We start from the raw sequence: 25065 nt of genomic DNA, 5'->3' as shown, positions 1-25065 counted from the left end.
ACGTCACGGAGGATCGCCGCAGCGGTCGTCCGCCATTCCGGGGACGCGGGTCCAGGTTTGGCCGCGGCCTTGGGCGCCGCGGGGCGTGTACGAGAGGTTCACTTTGGTCCCGCTTCGCGTGACGACCAATTTGACGGGGATCTCGGCGTTGCCCTCGCGCGATTGCATCGACTCGAGCACGTCGCCCTCGCGGAGGCCGGCCTTGGCGGCGGGGCCGTCGGGGCGGACGCCGACGACTTTGCCCTCGCGGTCGGCGCGGGTTTTCTCGATGTCGAAGCCCGGATCGTAGGCAACGTAGCTGCCGTTGCCGGCGCGGAAGCATGGGCCGAAGGCGTCGGCGGGGAACGTCACGGGCTCGCCGCGCACCACGATGGACTCGAAGGTCTTCGCCGCGTCCGGGTCGTCCTTGGAGAGCGCGTCGACCCATTGCTGGGCGGTGAGGGTGCTCCGGGACGGCTGCCCCGGCCGCACTTTGTTCCGTGCCGCGAGCATGAGCGCGACAATCTCATCTTCGAGGCTGTCGTGTTTCGTCTCTTGCTTGGCCCGCCGTGCCCGCGCGCGCAGGGATGCCCCCTCCCGCGCGGCATAGAGCGCACCTCGCGCGGTCAGTGTGGCCCGCGCGATCGCATTGCCCTTTTGCGCCAGCGCCGATAGCTCGGCGTTGCCAATCATACGATGCGGCGACGTGGCCAATACCGCGAGCTCGCCGGCGATGGTGTCGCGCCACTGGTTCGGCGTGAGCAGCCCGAGCCGGGTCAGGAGACGGATGCTCACGTGGCGTGCGACCCCTTCGGAGAACCACCAGCCTTGTGCGTCGTCTCCGCCCTCGTTTGCGATGCGGAGCTCTCCGCCAATCCACGGGCGCACGAGCTGTTGGGCGATCGCAACGCGCAGCGGGGCGCCCCATGCCTCGTCGGGGCCGAGCAGCACCAGCGTGCTTCCCGCGCGCGGCGTGGTGCTGAACGACCCGATGGGACGCGCCTGTGACATGAACAGGTACGTCCACGGCGCAAGAGGGACGTCAGCCTTGAACAGCTCGCCGAACGCCGTTCGCGTCTGCGCGAGTTCGGCGATGGCCGGGCGCGGATCGAATTTCGTGTATCCAAGCCATGCGCCCTCGTCGTGACCTTCGATTCCATCGAACGCGCCAGACCCGAGGGAGCCTGCCATGAAGGTCGCATACCGCAGCGCACGCGGCCGAGCCTTCGTGCTCCGAACGCGGCCGGCGCCCAAGCTGGACGCGGCGCCACGCACCCGCAGCGCTTCGGGATCGATGGTGACGGTGATGCTCAGCTCGGCATCTTCCACCGCTCGAGGAAGCGCGACGAGGCCCTCGCCCGCACCGCGAAAGCGATCTTCCAGCACGACGATGCCGACCGGATCGTCCACGGCACCGTCGCCGGCGCGAACGTCGTAGCCAAGGTGCACCGCCCCCTCGGGCCGGCGCTCGAGCACGATGTCCGCGGATCCATCTGCGGCAGCGGCCACGCGAGCCGGCAGATTCCCCTTGCCGTCGCGCGCCACGACGTCGGTAATCCGCTCCGGCGAGCCGCGCTGAATCTTCCACGTCGCAAGCTCCGCGTCGGCGCCATCGAGGTCAATCTCCACATGCACCCGCGGCGCGGGCTGCGCGCTTGGGCGGAGCACGATGGACAGGCCAAGCTCGTGTACCTGCTTTTTCTCCACCGCACTGGAGGTCCCCGCAGGCGCGGCAGGAGGAGCCGACACCGCCGTCGCAGGGGCGGGCGTGTGGGCGCAAGCGGCCAGTGCGAGGCCGGCCAAGCAAGTAGCTACGACACGTCTTCGTGAAATGGGCATCGATCGATTACTCCGCGCGGGCCGGCGGCATGGTTGCAACGAACAGGCTGCTCTCGTCAAGGATGTGCGCTCACATCCTCGGTATGTCGACCGAGCGAGCAAAATGTTCCGAACTTTTCTACCGTGTCAGTCGAAGGCAAGTCGGCTGCGAAAGTCATTCAAGCGTTGCGACAGAACCTGCCGCAACGATTCGAGTTCCGCTGACGATAGCGGCTCCGGTCGCCAATCCGTTACGATGGCGGCGACTCCAGACAAGAAGAATACGTGATTGTAGAGGTCAAGGTGCTGGCGGTCCATCGCCATGAACTCGACTCCGTTCACGGACGAGGCCACGTCGACGAACAAATTCCACGCGTCCAGTCCTTCGTCGGGTTGCAGGTGTTCGGCGCCTCGAATGAAGGCCTCGATGTGATCGAGGTTATGCCGTCTCGGCTTTTCCGCTTCTAGCGCAAGATTTTGGCCCGTTGCATATTCTCGCGCTGCGCCCTCGGTGCGCCAAGCGGGGATTCTTCCCGCGAGTGCCCAAACTCCGTCATCGTCGTCCGAAAACCAAAGCAAGTACCTATCCTGCTGGTCGAGTTTGAACCAAAGGACATAGTATTGGACTTCCGTATGGGGAGTTGTCATTGCAGGTTAGGCCCGCATAAATGAAGATAGGGCTCGTTCACTTCTCCTGTGGAGGCGTGGACGGGCCGGTCGTGGGGGGCGGGGTTCCTGGACCGGCGGGGCGCGCGGCGGAATAACACTGGGTCCCGTATTTGGGACCCGTTTGGCAATGTGTCCCTTCACAGGCCACGAGTGCGAACGCGGACAACGCCAGGAGGTACACGGCAAACTGCAGGCTCATGCCGGTACGATAGCAACGCAAGCGGTGCGCGCTAGTACGATGTCAGCCCGCGCAGCGGCTTGACCCATCGTGTGCGCGCGTGAGGCCGAAACCCGAGGCGCAAATACAGATTGGCGGCCCGCGCGTGCGACGCCTCGATCTCCAGATCGACCGCGACGCACCCCCGTTGCTGCGACGCCTCCAGCGACGCCGTCAACAATGCGCGCCCGATGCCCCGGCTCCGATGATCCGGGACCACGTAAAGCACGTCGAGCCAGGCGGATACCCCGCCGTGCTCCAAGGTCCACATGAAGGACAGGTATGCGAGGCCCACCACCACATCGGCCGGTGACGACGTCGGGGCCGGCGGGATGGGGGCGCCCGGGTACGGCGCGCGCTCCGACACGGGGTCCGGTCGGGGGCCGGCGAGGCGGGCGACGATGAACAGTCCGCGCGTGGGGTCACCCAGGACACCGTCGACCGAGACGGCGAGTTGCTCGGGGGTCAGCCGGATGTCGTGCTCCAGAAATTGCGCGCGGAGCAACGTGATCAGCGCGGCGCGGTCCGCCGGTTCGGCGCGGCCGAGTGACCATGCGGGCTTGATTGCGGCTACGTTCATGTCCCTCGCCTCATAGAGTGCCATCGAGCCCGTTCCCCTTCCACTAAGCTCCAGCGGAGATCGATGCTGCGTGCTCGACCAGCGTCGCTCGTATTTTTTGCAATTCCAAGGGCCAGCCGCTTTGAGTACTAAGAGCGATCATGACCGCCTCCGAAGCCCCCGTCGAGAATGCTTTCGATCCCGTCCCGGCCATTGCCGAAGAGCTAAAGCTCGCTCCGGCGGCCGTCCGTGCCGTGGTCAAGTTGCTCGAGGAGGGCGCCACCGTCCCGTTCATCGCGCGCTACCGAAAGGAAGCCACCGGCGGCCTCGACGAGGTGCAAATCCGCACCATCGAAGAGCGCCGCACCTACCTTCTCGAGCTGCACGAGCGGCGCACCGCCATCCTGTCGGAGATTTCCTCGCAGGGAAAATTGACGCCGGAGCTCAAAAAGAAGATCGAGGCGGCCGCCACCAAGGCCGAGCTCGAAGACCTCTATCTGCCGTACAAGCCCAAGCGACGTACGCGCGCGACCATCGCCAAGGAGCGCGGCTTGGAGCCTCTGGCCAACCTCATTTGGTCGCAGGCGCGGGAGGGCCATCCGCTGGTGAACGCGGCCACCTACGTCGACGCCGCGAAGGAAGTGCCCGACGTTCAGGCGGCGCTCGCGGGCGCCCGCGACATCTGCGCCGAGCGCGTGGCGGAGCAGGCCGAGGTCCGCAAGTTGGTGCGGGAAACCTTCGCGCAACATGCCAGCCTTTCCGTGGGCAAGACCAAGGACTACGCGGACAAGACGACCAAGTTCGATGCGTACGCCAAGTTCGAAGAGCCGGTGTCGAGCATCCCCTCGCACCGCTTCTTGGCCATCCGCCGCGGCGAAAATGAAGGTGTTCTCCGCGCATCCATCGAGCTTGCGGCGGAGGTGGTGCTTCCGAAGATCGAGCGCATGGTGGGCATCGTCCAGGGGACGCCTTTTGCAGGCGAACTGACGCAGGCCACGCAGGATGCGTACAAACGACTCATCGTGCCAAGCACGCAGGTCGACGTGCGGGTGGAGCTCAAGTTGCGCTCCGATCGGGCTGCGGTGGACGTGTTCGCGCAGAACCTCCGCGAGCTGCTCCTCGGTGCGCCCTTCGGTCCGCGCACCGTGTTGGCCATCGACCCGGGGCAGCGCACGGGCTGCAAGTGCGCCATGGTGGACTCCACGGGCAAGCTTCTGGCGCACGAGACGATCTACCTGGTGCAGGGCGCCGAGGCGACGGAGCGCGGCAAAAAGGTGCTGCGCGAGCTTCTGGGCAAGCATCGGCCGAGCGCCGTCGCCGTGGGCAACGGTACGCACGGGCGCGAGACGGAGCTGTTCGTGCGCGAGCTCCTGGTGGCCGAGGGCCTCAAAGAGGTGCCGTGCGTCCCGGTGAGCGAGGCCGGGGCAAGCGTGTACTCTGCAAGCGATGTCGCGCGCGAAGAGTTCCCCGATCTGGACCTCACCGTGCGCGGGGCCATCAGCATTGCGCGCCGGCTGCAAGACCCGCTGGCCGAGCTGGTGAAGATCGACCCGAAGAGCATCGGCGTGGGGCAGTACCAGCACGACGTGCTGCAGACGCTGCTCGCGCGAAAGCTCGACGAGGTGGTGGAGAGCTGCGTGAACCGCGTGGGCGTGGAGCTGAATACGGCGAGTGCGCCGCTCCTGGCGCGCGTCGCGGGCATCGGTGCCTCGCTGGCGAAGAAGATCGTCGAGTTTCGGCATGCGCGCGGGGCTTTCAAGGATCGGCGCGCCCTCTTGGAGGTGCCCGGCGTGGGGCCGCGCACGTTCGAGCAGGCTGCGGGCTTTTTGCGCATCCACGGCGGCGACAACCCGCTCGATGCAAGCGCGGTGCACCCCGAGCGCTACCCGCTGGTGGAGCGGATGGCGACCGATCTGGGCGTGCCCGTGGGCACGTTGGTCGGCAAGGGAGATCTCATCGATAAGATCGACCCGAAGCGTTACCAAGAAGGCGACGTGGGCAGCTTCACCTTGCAGGACATTTTGAGCGAGCTGCGCAAACCGGGGCGCGATCCGCGTGCGACGTTCGAGCCGCCCAAGTTCCGCGACGACGTCCGCACCATGGAGGACTTGAAGCCCGATATGGAGCTCGAGGGTGTCGTCACCAACGTGACCGCGTTTGGCGCCTTCGTGGACATCGGCGTGCACCAGGACGGGCTCGTCCACGTGTCGAAGCTGACGGATCGCTACGTGAAAGACCCGAACGAGGTCGTCAAGGTGGGCGACAAGCTCAAGGTGCGCGTTCTCGAGGTCGATTTGGTGCGGAAGCGCATTTCGCTGACGGCGCGCAAGGAAGCCTCGGGCAACGCGGGCGGTGCACATGGGAAACCGCCGCAGCCGCAGCAACCCCGCAACCAGGGGCAGGGGCCTCGCAACCAAGGGCCGCAGGGCAAGAACGATCGCGGGCGAGGGCAGGGCGGAGCACCGCGGCCGCAGGAGAAGGGCTTTACGAACAATCCGTTCGAAAAGCTTTTGCGGAACAACAAGCCGTAACGTCGTTTAGATGGACTTCGCGCAGCGAAAACCGATCCCGTGGCTCCGTGCCTCGGGATCTTGCGCGTAGCGAAACGAGGGGAGGAGCCAATCGGCGAAGGCTCCATTCCAGGCGCCGCCGCGGATGACCCGGCGGTCGCCGGTTTCTGGGCCGACGGGGTTTTCGGCTTCGGCGGCGCCATAGTCGCCGTACCAGTCGGCGACCCATTCCCATACATTGCCGGCGACGTCGTAAAGGCCATAACGGGATTTGCCCGAGGGGAATCTCCCGACGGGGGCCGTGGTGGGGTATCCGTCGTTGGCCGAATAGAGCATATCGAGCGCGGTGCCTCTGGACTTGCCCCACGCGCTGCATTCCGTGCCGCAGGCATTCACGTGGAGCGGCGTGGGGGCTTCATCGCCCCACGGGTACGTGCGGCCGTCGGGGCCGCGCGCCGCGTATTCCCATTCGGCCTCGGTGGGCAACCGCTTGCCGCGTGCCGCGCAATAGGTCGAGGCCATGGACCAGGTGATGCAATTGATCGGGTGATTGGCGAACGGATGATCGCCTTTGTCCGGGTCGGCACCCGTGCAGGCCGAGGAATAAGCTTTATGCTCTTTCGGGGTGATGCCCGGCCAATCCACGTCGGCGGGCGCCCGGCGGCATTGGCCAATTTCGGAGCATGCTTTGTAGTCTTGGGCAGTGACCTCGTGGACATCCATGCAGAATGCACTCAACTTGACGTGGTGCGAGGGCTTCTCGTTGGGCTGCGCGCCTTTGCGGTCGGAGCCCATGAAATACTGACCGGCGGGGATTTGGATGGCATCGTCAGGGCACGTTGGGACGACGGCGGCCGCAAGCTCCGGAGCTGCAGGGGGCGCCGTGGCGGGGGTGGGCGCCGCCTCCTCGGGCTTGGTTTTCTTGGTTAGAATGAAGAATGCGAGGGCTGCGATGAGGGAGGTGGCGGCGAGGGCGGCGATGATGCGGACGGCTCCCCCACCCCGACCCTCCCCCCGGGGGGGAGGGGGCCCTGGCGGTATTGCCGAAATCGAGATGGATTGCTCCACGGGAGGCGGCACGGGCTGGATGGCGGCTTCCAACGCGAGCCAGAAGGCGCCTGCGCTCGCGTAGCGCTCCGTCGTTTGCACGGCGAGCGCCCGGGCGAAGACGCGCTCCACGTCATCGGAGACCTCGGCGCCGAGGTTGCGCGGTGTTGGCCGGCGATCCACGGCGCAGGCGGAATACGCGAGTTGCGCGACGTCGTCGCCATCGAGCGCGCGGCGCCCGGTCAACATGCGCACCGCCACCAGCGCCAGCGCGAACACGTCCGTCCATGGGCCGGTGGCGCCGTAGTTGCGCGTGAATTGCTCCGGAGCGCCATACGCCGGCGTGAACGACTTGATGTTCGTCCCCGTCTTCGCCAAGGCTGCTTGAAGCTGCGATTCGTCGGCCATCATCTTGGCCAATCCGAAGTCGAGAATCTTCACCACCGCGCCGATGCGCGCATTCTGCCCGAGCACGAACAGGTTGCCCGGTTTGATGTCCCGATGGGCCACTCCGCGCGCGTGCGCCACCTCCAGCGCCGCGGCCACCGGCCCCAGAAAGGTCATCAACTCCCCCAGCGACCAGGGCGGCTGGTTCGAAGCGCGCTCCTCCGCGAGCACGCGCGCCAGGGTCACCCCCGGGAGCCACTCGAGCACCATATAGGGAAGCCAGTGCCCATCCGGCGATGTGTACGTGCCAACGTCGCGCGCCTGCACGATGTTGGACGAACGGGCGCTCAACTCGGTGAGGAGCGCTCCCTCCTGAATGAACGCGGCCATGAACCGATCGCGCTGGTCCGGCAGCACGTTGGCCAGCGCGGTGAATAGCTTGATGGCCACCGGCTTGTTCCAAACCGTGTGCATCGCCCGATAAACCAGGGCAAACCCTCCCTGGCCGACGAGTTCCTCGACGCGGTATTTCCCATCGATGGTTCGCCCGAGGATATCGAGCGCATCAACGGTAACGGGAATGGACGTCGACTTCACGGACCGGAACGATGGCATCGGAAGGCGGACGCCGCAACCTCCACGGTAATCGGTATTGGACATCGAGCCCGTGATGGCATCGCGCTTTCCTAAGCCTCGCGGCGCACGTGGCCCGTGAGCCAGCAGCCGTTGGTTCCGTCGAAGGTCACCTCGATCTGCGACGGTTGGCCCATGGCCCGCCCCTGTCGCACGTGAATCGGTCGTTCGTCGGCGGTGACGAGGCTGGCCTCCAGCAGCCCGAACGCGAGCGCGCTGGCCGCAATGCCGGTGGCCGCGTCTTCGGGGTAGCCGACCGCCTTGGGGAATTGGCGCGCCTCGAAGATGCGCTTCTCCAGGTCCACCGCGGCGTACGGATAGAGCCCCGTCGAGCCGATGTCCTCGCAGAGCGCCTCCATGCGCGCGAAGTCCGGACGGAGCGCGTTCACGGCGTCCTCGCTCTTCAAAGGCACCAGCGTTTTCACCCGGCTCGTGGCCGCGTTGCGGATCGGCCCTGCGAGATCGCCCGGGCTGATGCCCAGCACCGAGGCAATCCGCGTCGTGTGCGTGTCCGGATCCGGCAAGGCCACCACGTGCCCCTTGGGCTGTGAAATCTCGATGCGCGCACCTTTGTCCCCCTCGACGAGCCGCCCCGTCACAGGACCGCTCTTCGTCGATACCGCGACACTGCGACGCGTCGCGGGCCAAAGGCCGAGCTCGCGCAGGAGCCAGAGTGCGCCCAAGGTGGCATGGCCACACATCTCCATTTCGTGGTTTGGCACGAAAAAGCGCAGCGCAAAGTCGAACTCCGACCCGGCCGGGGGCGCGGAGACGAAGCCGCTTTCATGCCCCGACCGCGCCGCAATGGCCCGCATGTCCTCGCTGGATAGGGCATCCGCGTGGATCCCGATGGTGGTCGGATTGCCACTCGGACCGGTGGTGCCGGGGACGGCGAAGACGTGAAGCACGTGGAACGGCGCGTTCGAGGTCATGGCCCCCGTCCTTAGGTTCGACTGCACGCCGCGTCCAATGGGGCGTAACCTTGCAAGAATGTCATCCGCTCTTCTTTCGGGCGAGCGCTACCAGTCCGCGCGCACCCGACTTTGCCGCCTCGGGGCCGTGTGTGCGGCCCTCGTCATCCTGCTGCAAGGCTTCCAGGAGATCGCATATTGGTCCTTCATTCCGGTCGCGGATTCGCCCGCGGCAAGGATCGCCGTGCGCGCGATGCCCATCGATATGGCACGCGGGGCGGCGGTCTTCACGGCCATCGTGTGCATGTCGTTCGTCTTCGCAGCCACCGCATTCGAGCGCTTGCCGCGCGCCCCTGGCGCTGCCCTGGTGGGCTTTGCCAACATGCTCTTATTTTGCTGTTTCGAATTTGGATATCGCGCGGTCGACATGCTCTTCGTCAGCCGGTGTTGGGCGCAAGCGTATCAAGCGTCACATTCCGAGTCCGTCCGTGCCATGCTCGCCGAACGCGCGGCCCAGTGGGATGCGGTGGTGGAAGCTCTCTATATGCCGCTGGTGCTCACCGCGGCCATCGGGGCCACTTGTTTCGCCCTCTCGCTGCGCGGCGAGCGGACCTTTGCGGCGCGCCTCGGTCTCGTCGGCTGGACGCTGAACGCCGTGCGTCTGGGCATTCGCGTTCTCAGCTTCGCCGGTGTGGATCCGCTGAAGGGCCTGAGTGAGGCTCTCTACTTTCCCCTTGTGGCGGTCATCTATTCCTTGCTCGCCACGTGGCTATGGCAGACCGCCTCCGTGCAAACTCCCGTCGGCCGGCCCCACCACGAACCGGGTGAAGCGCACCTCCAGGCCGGCGCGTTGCGGTGAGCAGCAGAAGGGGCCCGCGCTGGCCACGGCATCGGGCGCGAGCGGTGTCACGCGCACCAATTGCCAAGGTCCTTCCCCTTTGCGCGCGCGGATGGTCAGCGCATCCCCCGAGCGGCTGGCGCGCAACGTAATCGGTAGTCCCGTCCAATCGGGGGCGGGGGCCAATGACCAATCCGAGTATTCCCGCGTGGCCACGGCACCCAATTGCGGGAGGCCATCGGCGAACTCCACGCCGGCCTTGACCCATGTGCGCTCGTCGACCCGCACCATCACGCCGGCCTGGTCGAACTGTGCCTCGAAGCGCGCCTCGTAGGTGATCTCGACGGCCGATCCATTCGGCAGAGGTGCAAGGAGCGCGTGCCCGTTGTCGTGGATGAAGCCGTAGCTCGTCTTTCGCCAAAAATCGCCGTTCGAGGCCGTGGCGACCACGAGATGCTCTCCATCGATATCCACCCGCGGCGGCTCATTGAGCCATTGCGCCTCGTGCCATGCCACCTTGCGCGTGTCCATGCTCCGAAGGGTCGTCCGAAACGACCTTCTTGGCAATCGCTCACCGAGGACGCCCATGCACTATTATCCAAGGCCGGCAGTTCAATGAGGCTACTTCAAGGGGAGTCGCCAAAGCCGATAGGGCTCGGTGCGGCGGTCGACTCCTTGATTGAAGCGCGGGGCATGTTCGATTTGCGATGCCGTGATGTAGAGGTCATTTCCATCTGGTGAAAAGGCCAGGGAGTCGGGCCAATCGAGCTGCGGCCCGCGTGCAACGACCTGCGGCGGTGCCGACGGGGCACGCGGGTCGAGGCGCACCACGGCGCTGTCTTCGATGTCCGTCAAAAAGAGCTGCCCGCTGGCATCCATTTCCATGCCGTCCGGCGGATGCGTCCGTGCGACGAGCTCGACCCGCGCGCCCAGCGCCTGCGGCGTCAGCGATGCATCGCGCAGATCGGCCGTCTTGGCGCGGTACAGAGAGCGCCCTGTGAGTGCGTGCCAATAGAGCCACGTTCCCGTGGGATCCAGGGCAATGCCGTCCGAATGGACCTGCGGCCGATCGCCATTGGCGACGACCAGCGTTTGCCCGGCCACGGAGACGGGGTCTTTTTCCGCCTTGGTCGAGGCATGCTCCGCGAGCACCCTGCGCTGCGTGCCATTCGCCAAATCCACCACCACGATGGCGCCGAGCCCCGAGTCGGTCAAATAGCCGAAACGGCGCTCGCGATCGAAGCGCACGTCATTCAGATAGCTCTTCACTGGCGCAACGTCTGCGCCGAAGCGAATGGTGCGCACCACCGTGTTGGTCGCCAGATCGACCTCCACCATTTTGGCCGCGCCGGGCACCACACCTTGGAACATAGGCGACGCCGGATCGAGAATCCACAAATGGTCCGCGCTGTCGACGACCACGCTTTGCACGCAGACGAAGCGGTCCGCGGCCGACGCCGGCTCCCACGTATTGCGCACTTCGTCCGGAAATGGCGTCACTTTGCCGGAAACGACTTCCGCGACGGAATAGCGGACCTTGTCGCTCCACCTCGGGAAGTTGACGAAAATACGTCCATTTTTGGCCGCGGCGACGCCCGTTGCCTGTTGGTCGCCGAATTCGGCAACCATTTCGAGTTTCTTCTCCGAGGCCTCGGCGTTCGCGGTCTGGGAGGGCGTCGTCGGAGCGCAATGGGCGACGCAGGCCACGATGAGTGTCGGAAGGACGGCTTTCATGGCGCCGATCTACCACGCGGGTGTGCCATTGCGTCGTCGTGTGCCGGCCTACCGTGAACGAACGACCTCACCTGGCCCGAAGTTAAGGAGGAAACCCCGCCTTTTTCGCCGCTACGAGCTCTGGCGTGGCGCTTGCGATAGGCGAATGCGATAGCACGAATCCCGTAATCACTTGGCGTCCCAAATTGGGTCGCATTTCCGGAGATATCCAAATAATGGGCATTCCTTTTGGCCGTATCGGCATCTTGGGCTTTGGTGTTGCGTGCGCAATTCTTTTCGCTCCTGGCAGCGCGTCTGCGCAGGAAGGTGGCTTTGGGCGTTCCCCGGTGGTCAGCGTGGGGCTCGAGCGCGTGGGTGGGGTGAGCTATTCGAAGCTCACCGCCGACAATAGCGACGACTCGGCATCGCTCACTGCATTTGGCTTGGGCAGCGTCAATGTCAATCCGTACACCGCACCGCGACTCGGGATCGATTACATTTCGCCCGTGGGTGTCACCGTCGGTGGTGGCCTGGGCTTTGGCCATTTTTCTCTTTCCACGAAGAATGGCTCGCGCTCCGAGGACCAAGGTTCGCTGACCGTGTACACGTTCACGCCGCGGATCGGATACCGGATTCCCGTTGGCCCGCGGTTCGATTTGACCCCGCGCGCCGGGGTCACCTTTGCCGGCGGCAAGCTCTCCGATGGCAACAGTGATGCGAGCAATGGCGTCTTCGCCGTGGCCCTATCGGGCGAGGCCGTGGGGACGATACGCCTCACCCCGTCGTTCAATATCCTCACGGGGCTCGGGTTCGATCACACCGTGCACGCCTCCACGTCGTCGACGCGTTCGTCTTCCGGCGGCGGCACGTCGACGAACACCGATGACATCAAGGGCGCCCTCTTCACCGCGCAGCTCTGGTTGGGTGTCGGCGGCTATTTCAATTAGGGCCGCGCCCATGGGGGCACGTCTTCGGGCGTGTCCCAATCGTTCCACGCGGCGCGTTCCTCCGCCGAAAGCGGCCATTCCGTCACGTCGCAGGTGCTGAAAAGGCGCTGGAACGAGCGCCCGCCACCACGGAGGTACGCTTCGAGCGCGCCGCCGGTGCGATGCACGTCGTAGCGCGCCAGAAAGGGCTCGAACGGCCCGTCCGCCGTGCGCCGCGCGGCCACGATGGTCGCGTGCGAAGGGTGTGCGCGAAGCCGCTGCAGCACCTCGCGGGTGACGAAGGGCATGTCGCACGCGACCGCGATGACGTGGCCCTCGCGCGCATGGGCCAGAAGCGCCGCGAGGCCCCCGAGCGGGCCGATGCCCGCAGGAGCATCAGCCAACGCGACGACGCCAGGGGCCTCCTCCGCGTACGCCGCGGCCTCGCCGACGAACACGGGCGCCATGCTCATCTCGTTTCCGAGTTGCACGAGGTGCTTCACGATCGACGTCCCGCCCGTATCGCCTGCCGCGGACGCGAACAAGCGACCCTTCGGGAATCCGTTCATGCGCCGCGCGGCGCCTCCCACGAAAATGCCGAGGAGGACGCGCGGCGCCGCGGTCACGGGAGCAGCCCGAGCTCCTGCAGTACCCAGGAGAACTTGCGCGGATCGCGTTTCGGCTCGGCCATCTTCATCAACGCGTAGCGCGATTCCTCGTCCAAGGCCGTCCATTGCGACGGCTGCAGCGCAAAGCCCATGGCATCGAGCCGCGCTTGTACGCCGGCGGGAGGTACGGGGCCGTTCCACTGCGTGCGGTCCGAGGCTTCGGTGGGCAGCGGCGAGAGCGGGACGTTCGCTCGTTCGGCGAAGGACTCGAAGACCTCGCGGTAGACGTCGATCGCACCCGGCTCGTCCACCGGCAGATGGCAGAGCGAAAGTCGCTCCGCGCGGGACAGCGCTTGCCAGCCGGCCAGCGAGATCTTGAGCCCTGCGAGGTCCAGCTTGCGGCGCACCGTGAGGGGCACGCACTCGAGCGATTCGTGTGTGCTGCCCTCGAACGCGAAGCGTTTGTAGCTCATGGATCCGTGTATTTACCATAGCGCCCGCCGGCCCGGGCGCGCGGGAAAGGGGGCGCGGCCGTAGAAGCACAACTTGCTGCCACGCGGGGGTCGCGAAATTGTAATCTGCCGGACATGGCCGAACCGCGCAGGTGTACCCCGGGCGTCCCGTTGTTCCTACTTGGTGCGCTCGCGTCCGTCGCTGCGTTGACCGGTGCAGGCTGCAAGAAGAACAGCGCCCCGTTCGAGGGCGAAATCGGCCTGCGCGTCCAACGGCAAACCGGCGCGCCCACCGACATGGTGGTCTCTGCTGCAGGCGAGCGCGTCCGGCTCGACCTCACCTCGATCGACGGCCGAAAGTCGTACACCCTCGTGCGACCCGACGGCAAAGCCATCCTGGTCATGGATTCCGAGCATGCCTGGACCGAGATGGATCTCCTCAAGGCCGGTGCCGCCGTGGCCGAGGCCGATCCCGGTGGCAACCCCACCGTGACGAAGACCGGCAAGACACAAACCGTGGCCGACCGCGATTGCGAGATGTGGGAGATCAAGCACGCAAACGGCTCGCGCACCGAGTCGTGCATTGCCGAAGGCCTCGCCGCGTTCGACTTCGGCGGGCTGCTCCCGGGCGGCGCGCCCCTGAAGACGAGCGGGCCGCCGGGCAACGAAGTGCATCAGAAAAAGATGTTCCCGCTTCGTTCTGTCGAGTTCGATCCTTCGGGCAAAGAAACCTCGCGCATGATCGTCACCCGGATCGAGAGCATGAAGATCGATCCGGCACGATTCGAGGTCCCGGCGAATTACTCCCAGATCAAACGCCCTTGAGAAGAGCGCGCGCGGTAGGTCTTCTCTTGGCGGTTTCCGCATGCGGGAACTCGTGCCAGAAGCAAGATACCGTGCAGGCCGTGGCATGTGGCATCTCCGCGGTCGATACGGGTGGGCCGAACATGCCCGCCGAGCTCTACGCGATCGTCGACCTTCCGCGCATCGCGCGCACGCGGGAGCTCTCGGGCACCGCGCTCGACGAATCGACGAACACGCTCTACGCGCTCGAGGACAAGCGACCGTGGATCGTGTCGCTCGTCGCCAGCCCGACGTGGCGAACGTGGACGGTGGGGCCGAGGATCACGCTTTCGTATCCTTTGGCGCTCACACACGGAACACACACCGGCTATTTCGAAGACGCGTGGGACGGCGAAGGCTTGGTGCGCACCTCCGATGGCAGCTTCTACGTGGTGGCCAACGAGCGGGCGCCGGCGGTGGCGAAATTCGATGGGCACGGTGTCTTCATCGAAAAGGTGGACGTGCCGGAGCACTACTCCCGTCAGGCGCCGAACAAGGGCATCGAGAGCCTCGCGCTCTCGCCGGACGAGCGTCACCTGTTCATGGCGAACGAGGCGTCGCTCCTGTCCGACGGGCCGGCCGCGACGAAGACGCGCGGAACCATGGTGCGCATTTTACGGCGCGAGCGCGCCACGTCGAAGGACGAGGAATTTGCCTACCGCACCGAGCCCCTCGGCGGCGGCAAGGGCGGCGACATGGGCGTCTCCGAGGTGGCCGCGCTCTCGGGGGATGATCTTCTCGTGCTCGAGCGCGGTTTCCAGCACGGCTATGGCAACACCGTGCGCGTCTTCCGCGTGAACCTCGCCGGCGCGAAGAATGTGATCGACGTCCCTTCGCTCGACGACTCCGTCGTCACCTTGGAGAAGACGCTGGTCTTCGACGTGGAGACGCTCCAGTGCTCGGGCGCGAAGCATCGCGGCCCCGAGCGCAACCCGGTGCTGGAGAACTTCGAGGCGATGACCATCGGCCCCGCGCTACCGGACGGCCGCCGCCTCCTGTTTCTCACGTCCGACGACAACGGCCGCTCGGATCAGGTGCCGCGCATCCTGATCGTCGCGGTCAAGTTGGACTAGGGGGCCGCTCGTCGCGGTGAATCGAGCCTGGGGCTCGCAACGGGATGAGAGGGCTGCGAGGGGCAAGGGGGGGACAAACGGCGGCGTGATCGCGCGTTCCGCGCAACCTCACACGGTCTTCTTCTGGCTTTCTCTGCCAGACAGAAAATGAGGGGTAAGAAAGTTCCGGTGGATGCGAGCAATTTTTGCGCTGCTTCCCCAACGTGGAATTCGGCCACCGGTCCGCGCCCACAGCGCTTCCCTTCACCGCTCCGCATGTTGTTCCCGCTGGCTGGACTCCCGTAGGAGTGGCTCCGCGCGTCAACGGGCATGTGGAGGGCTGTTGCCTCCCAATCGTACCTTGCGGCAACCCATCATCTCAGTCTGCGACCTTGGGAGCGTGGGGTTCCGGAACACCACGCACCAAGGTCTGAGCCGACGCATTGCGAAGGCAGTGCCAATCCGCGTCTCACGCGAAAATGCGTGAAACCGCGCTCTACCCCCCTGTCCCGGACGATCGGCGCGTGTCCCCGGACACCCCACGAGCCGCACGAGCCGCAGCTCTGAAAGCGGACGATGTCTGCCCCAACGCCCCTGGCGGCTCGCTCCATGGACTCAATGGACTCAATCGTTTGGCGATTAGTACGGCCGAAGCGCGCGGTGCGGCGGGTCGGTGAAGCCGTAGCGACGGACCACGCCTTCGCGTGAATTGAAGGCATCGATGACCCAGCCTTCGCCCTCATAGATGGCCACGTGCCCGGGCCACCAGAGGATGTCGCCCGCCTGCGCCTCCTCCATGGGAACCTCGGGCAGGTGTTCGGCCATGTCGTGCGAGGTTCGCGGGATGCGCAGGCCTGCGCGGCTGTAGGCCATTTGCGCCAGCCCGGAGCAATCGAAACATCGGGGGCCTTCGCCTCCCCAGCAATATGGCTTCCCGAGTTGCGCCTCCGCGAAGGTGAGCACCCGGCCAACCTGCATCGAGCGCGCCTCGGGGGTGCGGTTCGGTGGCGCGGTCGTCATGTTGCGCGCGTCGCGGGGAAGCCTGCGATGCCCCGAGCGGGCGCAACCGGCGGTGAAGGCTCCCCCCAGGAGCACGATGAGGATCACGAGCAGCATCCGCATGGGCGTTATCGTGGCGCGGCCGCCTTGGAGTGGCCGAATTTTCTACAAAGCGAACACTTCGCGAGATTGTCGCGGCGTCCGCTTCCACGTGGTGTAAAGACTCGCCCCGTGTCGGGACCCCGCGCTCGCATCGACGATCGAAACATCTGGATCATCAACGGCGCGATTCTGCTTCTGGGGATCGCATACGGCGCATCGCTCGCCGTGTTGGCCATTCACCTGAACGCGCACGGCATCCCCAAGCTGGCCATGGGCGGTCTCTCGGCGGCGTTTGCCGTGGGCATCGCGGGTATGTCGATTCCCTCGGGATGGCTCATCGCGCGCTACGGTTCGAAGAATACGCTGATGACGGCGCTGCTTGGATACGCCGCGTGCGTGCTGGCGTTTCCCTTCCTGACGACGGTGACGAGCCTCACGTTGGTGCGCCTGTTCGACGGCGGGTTCTCCGTGGCGGTATGGGTGGCCACCGAAACCGCGCTTCTCGCGCGCGCGGGGCCCACGAACAAGGCGTACGTGATGAGCCTCTACACGATTGCCGTCGCCGTGGGGTACGTCGTGGGGCCGCTCGTGGCGCGCGTGGTCGTCGCCGGCTTGGGCACGGGTGCCGCGTTCATCGTGGCCGCGGTGCTGGCGTGCGTGGCGGCGGGCGTCGTGCTGCTGCTGCTCGACGGGGACGATCGCAAAGGGGCGGGCGCACACGAGGCCGCGGGCGCTGGCTCCGGCGAGCCTGCGCGCACCGTGTTCTGGCGCATCAAGACGGCGTGCCTGGCGACGTTTTCCTACGGGTATTTCCAGTCGTCCGTGGTGCTCTTTTTACCGCTGTACCTGGTCGAGAGCAAAGGCATCGAGGAGAAGCAGACGATCCTCATCACGGCGTTCTTCGCCTTTGGTGCATTGCTCGCCGTGGCGTCGATGGGGCGGCTCGGGGATCGCTACGGGCATCTGCTGATGATGCGTGCGCTCGCGGCGGTGGGGGGAACGTTGGTGGCGAGCTTTCTCTTGCTCACGTCGTTTCCGATGATGTGCCTCACCGTGTTCGTCGCCGGTGCAACCTTGGCGTCCATCTCGCCGCTCGCATTGGCATTGCAAGGCGTGGTGACGCCGGCGGCGGATCTCGGGCGCGCCAATGCGTTTTACAATGCGGCGTATGCCATGGGGATGCTCGTCGGGCCGCCGCTTTCGAGCGTGCTTTTCACGAAGATTGGAGGCGGTGCGATGCTGGTGCACCTCGCCGCGATGTGGGCGTTCTTCGTGATGGTGACGCTGGTCTTCGCGGCCGATGATCCGCGCCGGGTGGCGGCTTCGAGCCCGAGCCCCGAGCCCGTGAACGACCACGGGCTCGGGTAGCGAGTCGCTCAGTATTTCAAGCCGAACCCATACGGAAACAGCGGATCGTAGCCCGCGTCGTCCTTGTGGCTCGGGAGCTGCGCGGCGGCCTTCGGCCACGTGATGGGCAGCTTGCCCTTGAAGTTGCGGTGCCCGAACAGCACGTCGGCCACGCCTTGGCCCTCGGTGCCCGGGAGCCAGGCGGCGACCAGCGCGTTCATCTTGTTCACGCGGTCGGTCACGATGAGCGGCCGCCCGGAGACCACGATCACGACGCACTTGGTGGCGCCGCACACGTTGTCGACCGCGGTTTGGTCCTCGGCCTTGAGCGGGAAATCCTTGCGGTCCCCCACGCCCTCTGCGTACGGCGTCTCGCCCACCACCACGATGCCCACGTCGTAGCCGGCCGACTGCTCCGCCGTCGGCGTCTTCACGTAGTCCACCGTGCTGCGCGTGTCGACCGTCTGGCGGATGCCCTCCAGGATGGTCGTACCCACGGTATTTTTGCCGCTCTTGCCCTGCCAGGTGATCGTCCAGCCGCCCGTCTGATTCCCGAGATCGTCGGCGTTGGTGCCCGCCACCAGAACGCGGGTGCGGTGCGCGTCGAGCGGCAGCACACCGCCCTCGTTCTTCAGGAGCACGAGCGACTCTTGAACCGCTTTGCGCGCGACCGCACGGTGCGCTTTGCCGCCGAATTCGTCGGCGTAGCGATCGCTCGAGTACGGATGCTCGAACAGCCCGAAGCGGAACTTCTCGCGCAGGATGCGCGACACCGCGTCGTCGATGCGGCTCTGCGGAACGTTGCCTGCGAGCACTTCTGCCTTCAACGTCGCGATGAACTTCTTGTACTCGAAGGGCACCATGATCATGTCCAGGCCCGCGTTGATGCCCGTGCGAACTTGGTACGCGTAGTCGCCCGGGATCTGCTCGATGGCGTGCCAATCGGAGATGATGAAGCCCTTGAAGCCGAGCTCCTTCTTCAGCACGTCCGTGAGCAGGTACTTCTGCCCGTGCATCTTCGTGCCGTTCCAGCTCGAGTACGACACCATCACCGTGGAAACGCCACGCTTGATCGCCGCCTTGAACGGCGGCAGATGCCGCTCGCGCAGCTCCTCCTCGCTCACCTGCGTGTCGCCCTGGTCGAGGAGGTAATTCGGGTTCGTGCTGGTGCCGAACTTCGTCCCGCCGTCGCCGACGAAGTGCTTCGCCGTCGCGAGCACGGTGCCCGGCCGCCCCGGATTCCCCTGGTAGCCATCGATGATCGACGCCAGCGACGAGGCGATCTCCGGCTCCTCGCCGAAGCTCTCGTACGTGCGGCCCCAGCGCTCGTCCTGCGCCACGCAAAGGCACGGGCTGAAGGTCCATTGCGCACCGGTGGCCGAGACCTCTTCCGCCGTGGCGCGCCCGATCAGCCGCGCGAGGTTCGGATTGCGCGTGGCGCCCAGCCCGATGTTGTGCGGGAAGACGGTTGCACCATACACGTTGTTGTGGCCGTGCACGGCGTCGACGCCATAGACGAGCGGAATGCCCAAGCGCGACGACAATGCCTGCTTTTGGAACTCATCGACCATCTTGCGCCACGCCTCGGGCGTATTTCCCGCGGGCGTGCTTCCACCGCCGGAAAGGAGGCTCCCTAGGCCGTAATCGCGAATGTCCGTGACCGGATTTTGGTCATTGAATGCCAATCGCTCGGCCTGGGTCATTTGCCCGATTTTCTCGTCGAGCGTCATTTGGGCGAGCAGATCGCGCACGCGCCTATCGAGCTTCGCCTCGAGGGAGGCTTCCACTTCTATCTCGATAGAAACCGGTGTCACTGCATCCGCCGTATCCTCGCCATCGGCATCCCGCAGGCCCGATTCGGAGCTACACGAAACCAGAGAAGAGAGAGTGGCCGCGGCCAGGAACAGGCCACGCGGCAATCGACCGAGATGTCTCATAAGCAACCTCCCGAGGGTTGTGCGTCGTGTTGACGAGTGCGAGAACGACTCAACCCATAGACGAAATGGCAAGTCACATGCGTGAAATTACGCGCCGCGCCGGCCTTTTCTCGCACGAGAAAAACTCGACCGATTGGCAAGTTTCAACGCGTTGCGCCATTGGAAATGGATTGGCGCGAATGGGACACTCGAGACCAATTGGCATTTCCGCCTTACGGAACACTCGGTCCGTAAAGTGGTATTAGCCGCCCGCAGGGCGAAATGGCGAATTGAGAAGCTGAAGAACGGGAATGGTTCCATCCGTGGTCAGAAACCCGGAGAGACCCACGAAGAGGATTTGACGGAAAAACGGCACCAAATCCGCCCCCGAGGTCTGAATCGTCGACAGGCGAATGTCATAACCGGCGCTCAATCCGAGGCCTTTCGTGAGCGGATATCGCCCTTCGATGGATACGCCCGCCGCATTGATGTTCGTCGATGCCGAGCCCGACGCTTGGAGTTGCGCGTGCGAGGCAACGGTTTGCACTGTCATCATCAAATTACGGAATTTGCCATGCGGGTAGGGAGTGCCCACGAGGGAAGCTTGCCCCGTCAAGCTGGGACCCGATCCCAAACGAGGGGTCACGCTGCCGTACGAGAAGGCGGCCGACGCAATGAACGCCCAGCGCTCGTTGGTGAAGTGCACTTCCTCGGACAGGATGGGCAAAATGACGGGCTTGTTGCTGTCGCTGAAGTTCGGCGCGGAGGAGACGCTCAGACCGACGCGCGAAAGCCCGAGCCAATAAGGGCTGAACATGTGCGTGAGCCCGATGTCGGGGATCACTTGGTGGATGCGTTGCGGACCGGCGGCGCGCGGCGGCGAGGAGCGGAAGTCGAGCGAGTACGGCGCGTACGTGTACCGGTACATGAACGAGATGTCGCCGGTGTCCCGCGCGGAGAAATCATGGAGCACGCTGGTCGTGCTGAACGGCTGCACGCCATCGATGCCTTTGCGATCGAGCACCTGCCCGCCGGCCAAGATGAATGGCGGCGCCGAGACCGTGCTCGTCACGAGGATGCCGCCGCTCTGGCGAAAACGCCATCGCTGGTTGAGCTCCTGCACGAAGGTGGCGCTTCCCTGCGTGAGGGTGAAGGTCGTCTGCGTCGTGCTCGGGTCGACGGTGAAGAACAAGGTGCCGTCGCCGACGCGCGCGGAGGTGAGGGCGGTGATGGTGTTCGACGCCGAAAGCGTGATGGTGGAGAACCGTGACAGCGTGATGGAGCTGGAATAGACGGCCTGAAAGGTGCCGTCGGGATCGGCCGCCCGCGTGCCGTCGAGCGACTGGTAATACTGGCCGCGCACGCGCAGTCGCAGGCCGTGCACGTCCGTGTCGGGCTCCGTGATGCGGAAGGTGAAGGTGCCATCGAGGCCGGTGAACGTGGCCGGGTGCCGATCGATGTCGCCGCTGTTGTCGGTCGTCTGAATGACGTTGTCGTTGACGCCTTGGACGATCGCCGCGGTCGCCGCGACGTCGGTCACGTTACCCGCGGCGTAAATGGGGAGGGCGAACATGGGCGCGCGGAGCCGAGGAGGAGCGGGGAGGGGAGGAAGACGAGAAAAGAGGGAGGAAAGCTTCGACTATGCGATCGATGCTAGAGTCTGCTCCTTGGTGGCGCGCGATCGCGCGGCCCGATAAAGGGTTTCGTACCGGTCCGTCATTTTATCCAGAGAGAACTGCTCGAGCGCCTGCTTTCGGGCGGCCTCGCCCATGCGGTTGCGTCGCTCCACATCGTCACGCAGCGCGAGCATGGCGCGCGCCAGCCCATCCACGTCGCCGTGCGGTGCGAGCAGCCCCACACGCTCCGAAACGATGCTGGGCAGCCCGCCCACCGCCGTCGCGACGACGGGCAGCGCGGTGGCCATCGCCTCGGGGATGACGAGGGGCAGCCCTTCCGTGCGCGATGTCAGGCTGAAGACGTCGAACGCGGTGAGCAGATCCGCCACGTCCCGCCGGGTCCCCGTGAGTGTGCAAAATGCATGCTTCTCGCCGGGAAGCTCCGCGATGGCCCGCTCGATGTCCCCGCGCGAAGGCCCATCACCTACGAGCACCAGGCGCGCACGCGGCCCGAGCACGTCGCGCATGGCCCGCACCATCAGCGGGTAATCTTTCTCCGGGGCAAGCCGCCCGACCGAGCCCACGACGTAGGCATCGTCGGGAATGCCGAGCTCGCGCCGCACGCGCGCGCGGGTGTCCGCGTTCGGCCCGAAATCGTCCAGCGGGATGCCGTTGGGAACGACATGGAGCAGCGCCGGCGGGACGCGCTCCTTGATGCGGGCCGCGTCCGCCGTGCCCTCCGACACCGCGACGAACGCGGTCGTGAACCGCGCCACCACCCGCGCCGCATGCAGGGAGCGCTTACCGTAGATGTTCGCCCCGTGCTTGGTGTGCACGATGGCCTTCACCCCGAGCAAGCGCGCCGCAGGCACCGCGTAAAACATGGGCGACGGGTTGTGCGTGTGCACCGCGTCGGGCGCAAAATCGGAGATGGCCTTGGCCATGCGGGCGATGACGAAGGCGTCGAAGCCGTCGTGCCGCGGCACATCGAACACCGCGATGTCCTGGCCGAACTCCGCCCGCAGCACGCCGCCAAGCGTCAGCGACGCGACACCCACCTCGTGTCCCCGCGCGCAGAGGGCGCGGGCAAGGTGCAAGATGAGCCGTTCCTGCCCACCCATCTCCAACGATTGCACGATGTGAAGGATGCGCATTTGATGAGGGTTTAGGGGTTAGGGTTTAGGGTTTAGGGTTGGAGAAAGCAGGAATTAGATGTTGGAGCCGCGTCGAGCATTCTCCCCTAATCCCTAACCCCTGATCCCTACCCCCTTCTCAAATGCGTGTTCTAGCGATCACGAAGATTTTTCCCAACAGCCTCGAACCGTTGAGTTCTCCCTTCAACCGGCAACAGTTCGTCGAACTGTCGAAGCTTTGCGATCTGACGGTGGTCGAGGCCATCCCGTACGTGCCGCTGGCACATCGCACGCACATGCCGGAGCGCGCCGCGAAGCTGTCGGCGCTGCCGAAGCGCGAGCGTGTCGCGGGCATCGACACGCACTACCTGCGGCAGCTTTATTTGCCGCGCGTGGGCACGTCGGTGGCGCTGCCGCTGTACCTCGCGTCGTTGGCGTCGCAGCCCGCGCTCCGTCGCTTGGTGCGCGAGAGCGACGTCATTTTGGGCACGTGGGCCTACCCCGATGGGTGTGCGGCCACGGTGATCGCGCGCGCCTTCGGCAAACCGTGCGCGGTGAAGGTGCATGGCTCCGACGTGAACATCGTGGCCAAGATGCCCTCGGCGCGCGCGTACATGCGCCGCGTCCTTCCGCGCGCGAACGCGATGATCTCCGTGGCGCGTCCGCTGTCACGGCTGCTCGAGGACATGGGCGTGCGCGCGGGTGCGATCCATCTGGTGCGCAACGGGGTCGACACGTCGCTGTTCCTTCCGCGCGATCGCGCCGCCTGCCGCGACGAGTTGGGCATCGCGCGCGATGGTGCGCTCATCGTCTTTTGCGGACGCATCGAGCCGCAGAAGGGCGTGGGTGAGCTGCTCACCGCCTTCGAGCGCGTGCGCGCAGCCCGGCCCGATGCCCGGCTCGCCCTGCTCGGCGACGGCGTTTCGCGCGAGCTGATGCAACGGGTCCGCACCGCCCAGTCGGGGCTGCCGGAGGGCACGCTGATCGCCCCGGGGCCGCGTCCTCTGCGCGAGGTGGCGACATGGGTCGGGGCCTGCGACGTCTTCACCTTGCCGAGCCACAACGAGGGAACGCCCAACGTGGTGCTCGAGGCCCTGGCCAGTGGCCGGCCGGTGGTCGGCTCCGACGTGGGCGGCATTCCCGACTGCCTCGCGGATCCGCATTCGGGGCTCATCGTCCCCGCGCGGGATGCCCCGGCGCTCGCGACCGCATTGATCGAGGCACTCGCGCGCACTTGGGAGCCCGAGGCCATCGTTCGTACCGGGCCCGGCAGTTGGGAAGAGAGCGCCCGTTCCCTGTATGGGGTGCTCGAAAAAATAGTGTGACGTGTGGGGAGAACTCGGAGGTCGCCGCGTATCACCCGGCCAGACCACTTGATGACATCCGATCGGTAGACGATCGAACATCACCCGAGAAGAGGTTTCCCATCCATGAACCGAGCGCTGACTGAGAAATCGATTGCAGATAAGGCCTATGAGGGCCGCAAGGCCCGAATGAATGCCAAACTTGCGCTTTTCGCTGCTCTTGCTGCCGTTGCCACCTTTGCTCCCGCCGTCGTCGGATGCGCGGCCGATGAGTCGAACCCCACGGAGGAGACGGCAACGACCGAGGGCGCCCTCGCCATCGGCATCCAGACAGTGAACCTGTACGCGAACTCGCTCGATCTGGGCGCTGCACAAGGGCAGGACAAGGCCTCGCCCGTGGCGACCTTCAAGTTTGCGAAGGGGAGCATCAAGTTCAACACCTTCACCGGGACGCTTTCCTCGGTGGTGACGCCGAACGGCACCCTTTCGCAGGACATCGCGGACCTTGCGGTGATCCTCAAGCTGGGCACCTTCCAATTTCCCGAGGGCGCCGCCGGCAGCACCTACTGGCAATTCACCAACGGCTACGTTCGCACGCGCAACGAGACGGGTGAGCTGCTCGACGTGGGCTTCGGCACCGACGGCAACTGGAAGACCGTCCGCGCGAAGGCCGCCCTCGCCGCGGCGCACAGCCGCATCGGCACGTTCGTCAGCGTCACCGAGTCGGGCAGCCTCACGACGGCGAAGTTCAGCGCCGGCGCGGTGAAGTACAACACCGCCACGGGCGCCATCGACGACGTGACCCTCACCGGCATCGCCGGCGCCGTGAAGAACGCGGCCAGCAAGCTCGGTCTCGGCGCCCACGTGCGCTCGGGCCACGAGCGCGGCGTCGATCACGAGGTGTACGCGAACGGCACCGTCGACTTCAACACGTTCACCGGCAAGATCAGCGGCCTGTCCGCCAAGGGTTCCCTCGAGGCCCCGAACGCGCTGCCGACCTACGTCGTCGACCTCGCGCTGAACCTCAAGCTTGGCGCCTTCGTCTCCTCCGACGGAGCCTTGGGCACCCAGACCGAGAGCTTCCAGAACGGGGTGATCGTCTGGAACAACCACGAGGACGTCCTCAAGAAGATCACCGTCAAGACCTCGGCCGGCGATTCCATCGAGGTCCCGCTCCCCGTGGCCAACGCCGCCGCCGCCAACGTCTTCGGCACCGTCACCGCCGTCGAGGGCGCCGCCGGCAGCGCTTACTACTCCTACGCCGATGGCGTCATTCGTTGGAGCAACGTTTCCCAGAGCCTGGCCGAAGTAACGCTCAAGTAATCGACTTTCTCCCCTTAGCTTCCTTCAAAAAGGCCCGCGGTCCCCCCGCGGGCCTTTTTGTTTGAGATTCACAGGAAGACAGGAAGACGGGAAGGACTTACGGCACGAAGCGCCGCGGAACGCTGTTTTGTTGTTTCAGCTGGGCAAGTTGGCCGATGTGAAA

The 25065-nt window shown here is 65.6% G+C and carries 20 protein-coding genes; 8 read left to right on the top strand and 12 right to left on the bottom strand.

The genetic code is table 11. The features are described 5' to 3' along the window. Positions 1-3: 3 nt before the first annotated feature. Both LVJ94_38130 and LVJ94_38125 read right to left on the bottom strand, forming a co-directional pair. The gene (locus tag LVJ94_38130) at positions 4-1782 is read right to left on the bottom strand and encodes a hypothetical protein (GenBank protein WXB02718.1); all 1779 of its coding nucleotides are present in this window, start codon (positions 1780-1782) and stop codon (positions 4-6) included. Between the two features lie 914 nt (positions 1783-2696). After that, entirely contained in the window at positions 2697-3263 is a 567-nt protein-coding gene (locus LVJ94_38125) for a GNAT family N-acetyltransferase (GenBank protein WXB02717.1), read from the bottom strand. Between the two features lie 140 nt (positions 3264-3403). Between LVJ94_38125 and LVJ94_38120 the strand changes: the two genes are divergently transcribed. Then, entirely contained in the window at positions 3404-5773 is a 2370-nt protein-coding gene (locus LVJ94_38120) for an RNA-binding transcriptional accessory protein (GenBank protein WXB02716.1), read from the top strand. Between the two features lie 6 nt (positions 5774-5779). Here LVJ94_38120 and LVJ94_38115 read toward each other — a convergent pair whose 3' ends face one another. Beyond that, entirely contained in the window at positions 5780-7783 is a 2004-nt protein-coding gene (locus LVJ94_38115; protein WXB02715.1) for a bifunctional serine/threonine-protein kinase/formylglycine-generating enzyme family protein, read from the bottom strand. A gap of 89 nt (positions 7784-7872) precedes the next feature. Further along, a complete protein-coding gene (locus LVJ94_38110) occupies positions 7873-8751 on the bottom strand; it encodes a PhzF family phenazine biosynthesis protein (protein ID WXB02714.1) in 879 nt (292 codons plus the stop codon). Positions 8752-8809: 58 nt separating this feature from the next. Here LVJ94_38110 and LVJ94_38105 point away from each other — a divergent pair, with 58 nt between their 5' ends. Further along, the gene (locus LVJ94_38105; protein ID WXB02713.1) at positions 8810-9589 is read left to right on the top strand and encodes a hypothetical protein; all 780 of its coding nucleotides are present in this window, start codon (positions 8810-8812) and stop codon (positions 9587-9589) included. Here the strand turns inward: LVJ94_38105 and LVJ94_38100 are convergent. Both LVJ94_38100 and LVJ94_38095 read right to left on the bottom strand, forming a co-directional pair. Further along, positions 9500-10099, bottom strand: a complete 600-nt coding sequence (locus tag LVJ94_38100; protein WXB02712.1) for a DUF1349 domain-containing protein — start codon at positions 10097-10099, stop codon at positions 9500-9502. The genes LVJ94_38105 and LVJ94_38100 overlap by 90 nt on opposite strands. Positions 10100-10189: 90 nt before the next feature. Then, a complete protein-coding gene (locus LVJ94_38095; protein ID WXB02711.1) occupies positions 10190-11302 on the bottom strand; it encodes a major royal jelly family protein in 1113 nt (370 codons plus the stop codon). 215 nt (positions 11303-11517) lie between these two features. On the opposite strand from LVJ94_38095, the gene LVJ94_38090 reads away from it, so the two are divergent. Next, on the top strand, positions 11518-12228 hold the full coding sequence (locus LVJ94_38090; protein ID WXB02710.1) for a porin family protein: 711 nt from the start codon (positions 11518-11520) through the stop codon (positions 12226-12228). On the opposite strand, the gene LVJ94_38085 is transcribed toward LVJ94_38090, so the two are convergent. Beyond that, positions 12225-12833 (bottom strand): NTP transferase domain-containing protein, encoded by a 609-nt coding sequence (locus tag LVJ94_38085; GenBank protein ID WXB02709.1) that lies wholly within the window; start codon positions 12831-12833, stop codon positions 12225-12227. The two genes, LVJ94_38090 and LVJ94_38085, sit on opposite strands and share 4 nt — an antisense overlap. After that, positions 12830-13288, bottom strand: a complete 459-nt coding sequence (locus LVJ94_38080; protein ID WXB02708.1) for a nitrate reductase associated protein — start codon at positions 13286-13288, stop codon at positions 12830-12832. Before LVJ94_38080 ends, LVJ94_38085 begins: the two co-directional genes overlap by 4 nt. Positions 13289-13402: 114 nt before the next feature. Here LVJ94_38080 and LVJ94_38075 point away from each other — a divergent pair, with 114 nt between their 5' ends. Both LVJ94_38075 and LVJ94_38070 read left to right on the top strand, forming a co-directional pair. Further along, positions 13403-14092 carry a DUF4412 domain-containing protein gene (locus tag LVJ94_38075; GenBank protein ID WXB02707.1) on the top strand — a complete coding sequence of 230 codons (690 nt, stop codon included), beginning with the start codon at positions 13403-13405 and terminating at the stop codon, positions 14090-14092. Positions 14093-14163: 71 nt separating this feature from the next. Next, positions 14164-15183: an esterase-like activity of phytase family protein gene (locus LVJ94_38070; protein WXB02706.1), complete on the top strand. Its 1020-nt coding sequence runs from the start codon at positions 14164-14166 to the stop codon at positions 15181-15183. Between the two features lie 618 nt (positions 15184-15801). Here LVJ94_38070 and LVJ94_38065 read toward each other — a convergent pair. Further along, on the bottom strand, positions 15802-16284 hold the full coding sequence (locus LVJ94_38065; GenBank protein WXB02705.1) for a C40 family peptidase: 483 nt from the start codon (positions 16282-16284) through the stop codon (positions 15802-15804). Between the two features lie 108 nt (positions 16285-16392). Between LVJ94_38065 and LVJ94_38060 the strand changes: the two genes are divergently transcribed. Next, the gene (locus tag LVJ94_38060; GenBank protein ID WXB02704.1) at positions 16393-17631 is read left to right on the top strand and encodes an MFS transporter; all 1239 of its coding nucleotides are present in this window, start codon (positions 16393-16395) and stop codon (positions 17629-17631) included. 8 nt (positions 17632-17639) lie between these two features. Here the strand turns inward: LVJ94_38060 and LVJ94_38055 are convergent, their stop codons facing one another. From LVJ94_38055 to LVJ94_38045, 3 genes are all read right to left on the bottom strand, one after another. Beyond that, a complete protein-coding gene (locus LVJ94_38055) occupies positions 17640-19397 on the bottom strand; it encodes a glycoside hydrolase family 3 protein (protein WXB02703.1) in 1758 nt (585 codons plus the stop codon). A gap of 391 nt (positions 19398-19788) precedes the next feature. Further along, a complete protein-coding gene (locus LVJ94_38050; protein WXB02702.1) occupies positions 19789-21099 on the bottom strand; it encodes a hypothetical protein in 1311 nt (436 codons plus the stop codon). A 66-nt stretch (positions 21100-21165) separates the two neighbouring features. After that, the gene (locus tag LVJ94_38045) at positions 21166-22296 is read right to left on the bottom strand and encodes a glycosyltransferase (protein WXB02701.1); all 1131 of its coding nucleotides are present in this window, start codon (positions 22294-22296) and stop codon (positions 21166-21168) included. A gap of 122 nt (positions 22297-22418) precedes the next feature. Between LVJ94_38045 and LVJ94_38040 the strand changes: the two genes are divergently transcribed. Both LVJ94_38040 and LVJ94_38035 read left to right on the top strand, forming a co-directional pair. Beyond that, positions 22419-23600, top strand: coding sequence for a glycosyltransferase (locus LVJ94_38040; GenBank protein WXB02700.1), 1182 nt, complete (start codon positions 22419-22421; stop codon positions 23598-23600). A gap of 168 nt (positions 23601-23768) precedes the next feature. Continuing rightward, positions 23769-24902, top strand: a complete 1134-nt coding sequence (locus LVJ94_38035) for a hypothetical protein (GenBank protein ID WXB02699.1) — start codon at positions 23769-23771, stop codon at positions 24900-24902. The last annotated feature ends 163 nt before the right edge of the window (positions 24903-25065 follow it).

Source organism: Sorangiineae bacterium MSr11367, assembly GCA_037157805.1.
GTDB classification, from domain to species: domain Bacteria; phylum Myxococcota_A; class Polyangia; order Polyangiales; family Polyangiaceae; genus Pendulispora; species Pendulispora rubella.
The sequence above is the reverse complement of the archived record's forward strand: the minus strand, read 5'-3'. Positions and strand labels throughout refer to the sequence as shown.

Coding starts and splice junctions, on each gene's coding strand:
- LVJ94_38125 (WXB02717.1), bottom strand. CDS start 3,263: ATGAACGTAGCCGCAATCAAGCCCGCATGGTCACTCGGCCGCGCCGAA.
- LVJ94_38120 (WXB02716.1), top strand. CDS start 3,404: ATGACCGCCTCCGAAGCCCCCGTCGAGAATGCTTTCGATCCCGTCCCG.
- LVJ94_38110 (WXB02714.1), bottom strand. CDS start 8,751: ATGACCTCGAACGCGCCGTTCCACGTGCTTCACGTCTTCGCCGTCCCC.
- LVJ94_38105 (WXB02713.1), top strand. CDS start 8,810: ATGTCATCCGCTCTTCTTTCGGGCGAGCGCTACCAGTCCGCGCGCACC.
- LVJ94_38100 (WXB02712.1), bottom strand. CDS start 10,099: ATGGACACGCGCAAGGTGGCATGGCACGAGGCGCAATGGCTCAATGAG.
- LVJ94_38095 (WXB02711.1), bottom strand. CDS start 11,302: ATGAAAGCCGTCCTTCCGACACTCATCGTGGCCTGCGTCGCCCATTGC.
- LVJ94_38090 (WXB02710.1), top strand. CDS start 11,518: ATGGGCATTCCTTTTGGCCGTATCGGCATCTTGGGCTTTGGTGTTGCG.
- LVJ94_38080 (WXB02708.1), bottom strand. CDS start 13,288: ATGAGCTACAAACGCTTCGCGTTCGAGGGCAGCACACACGAATCGCTC.
- LVJ94_38075 (WXB02707.1), top strand. CDS start 13,403: ATGGCCGAACCGCGCAGGTGTACCCCGGGCGTCCCGTTGTTCCTACTT.
- LVJ94_38065 (WXB02705.1), bottom strand. CDS start 16,284: ATGCGGATGCTGCTCGTGATCCTCATCGTGCTCCTGGGGGGAGCCTTC.
- LVJ94_38050 (WXB02702.1), bottom strand. CDS start 21,099: ATGTTCGCCCTCCCCATTTACGCCGCGGGTAACGTGACCGACGTCGCG.
- LVJ94_38045 (WXB02701.1), bottom strand. CDS start 22,296: ATGCGCATCCTTCACATCGTGCAATCGTTGGAGATGGGTGGGCAGGAA.
- LVJ94_38040 (WXB02700.1), top strand. CDS start 22,419: ATGCGTGTTCTAGCGATCACGAAGATTTTTCCCAACAGCCTCGAACCG.
- LVJ94_38035 (WXB02699.1), top strand. CDS start 23,769: ATGAATGCCAAACTTGCGCTTTTCGCTGCTCTTGCTGCCGTTGCCACC.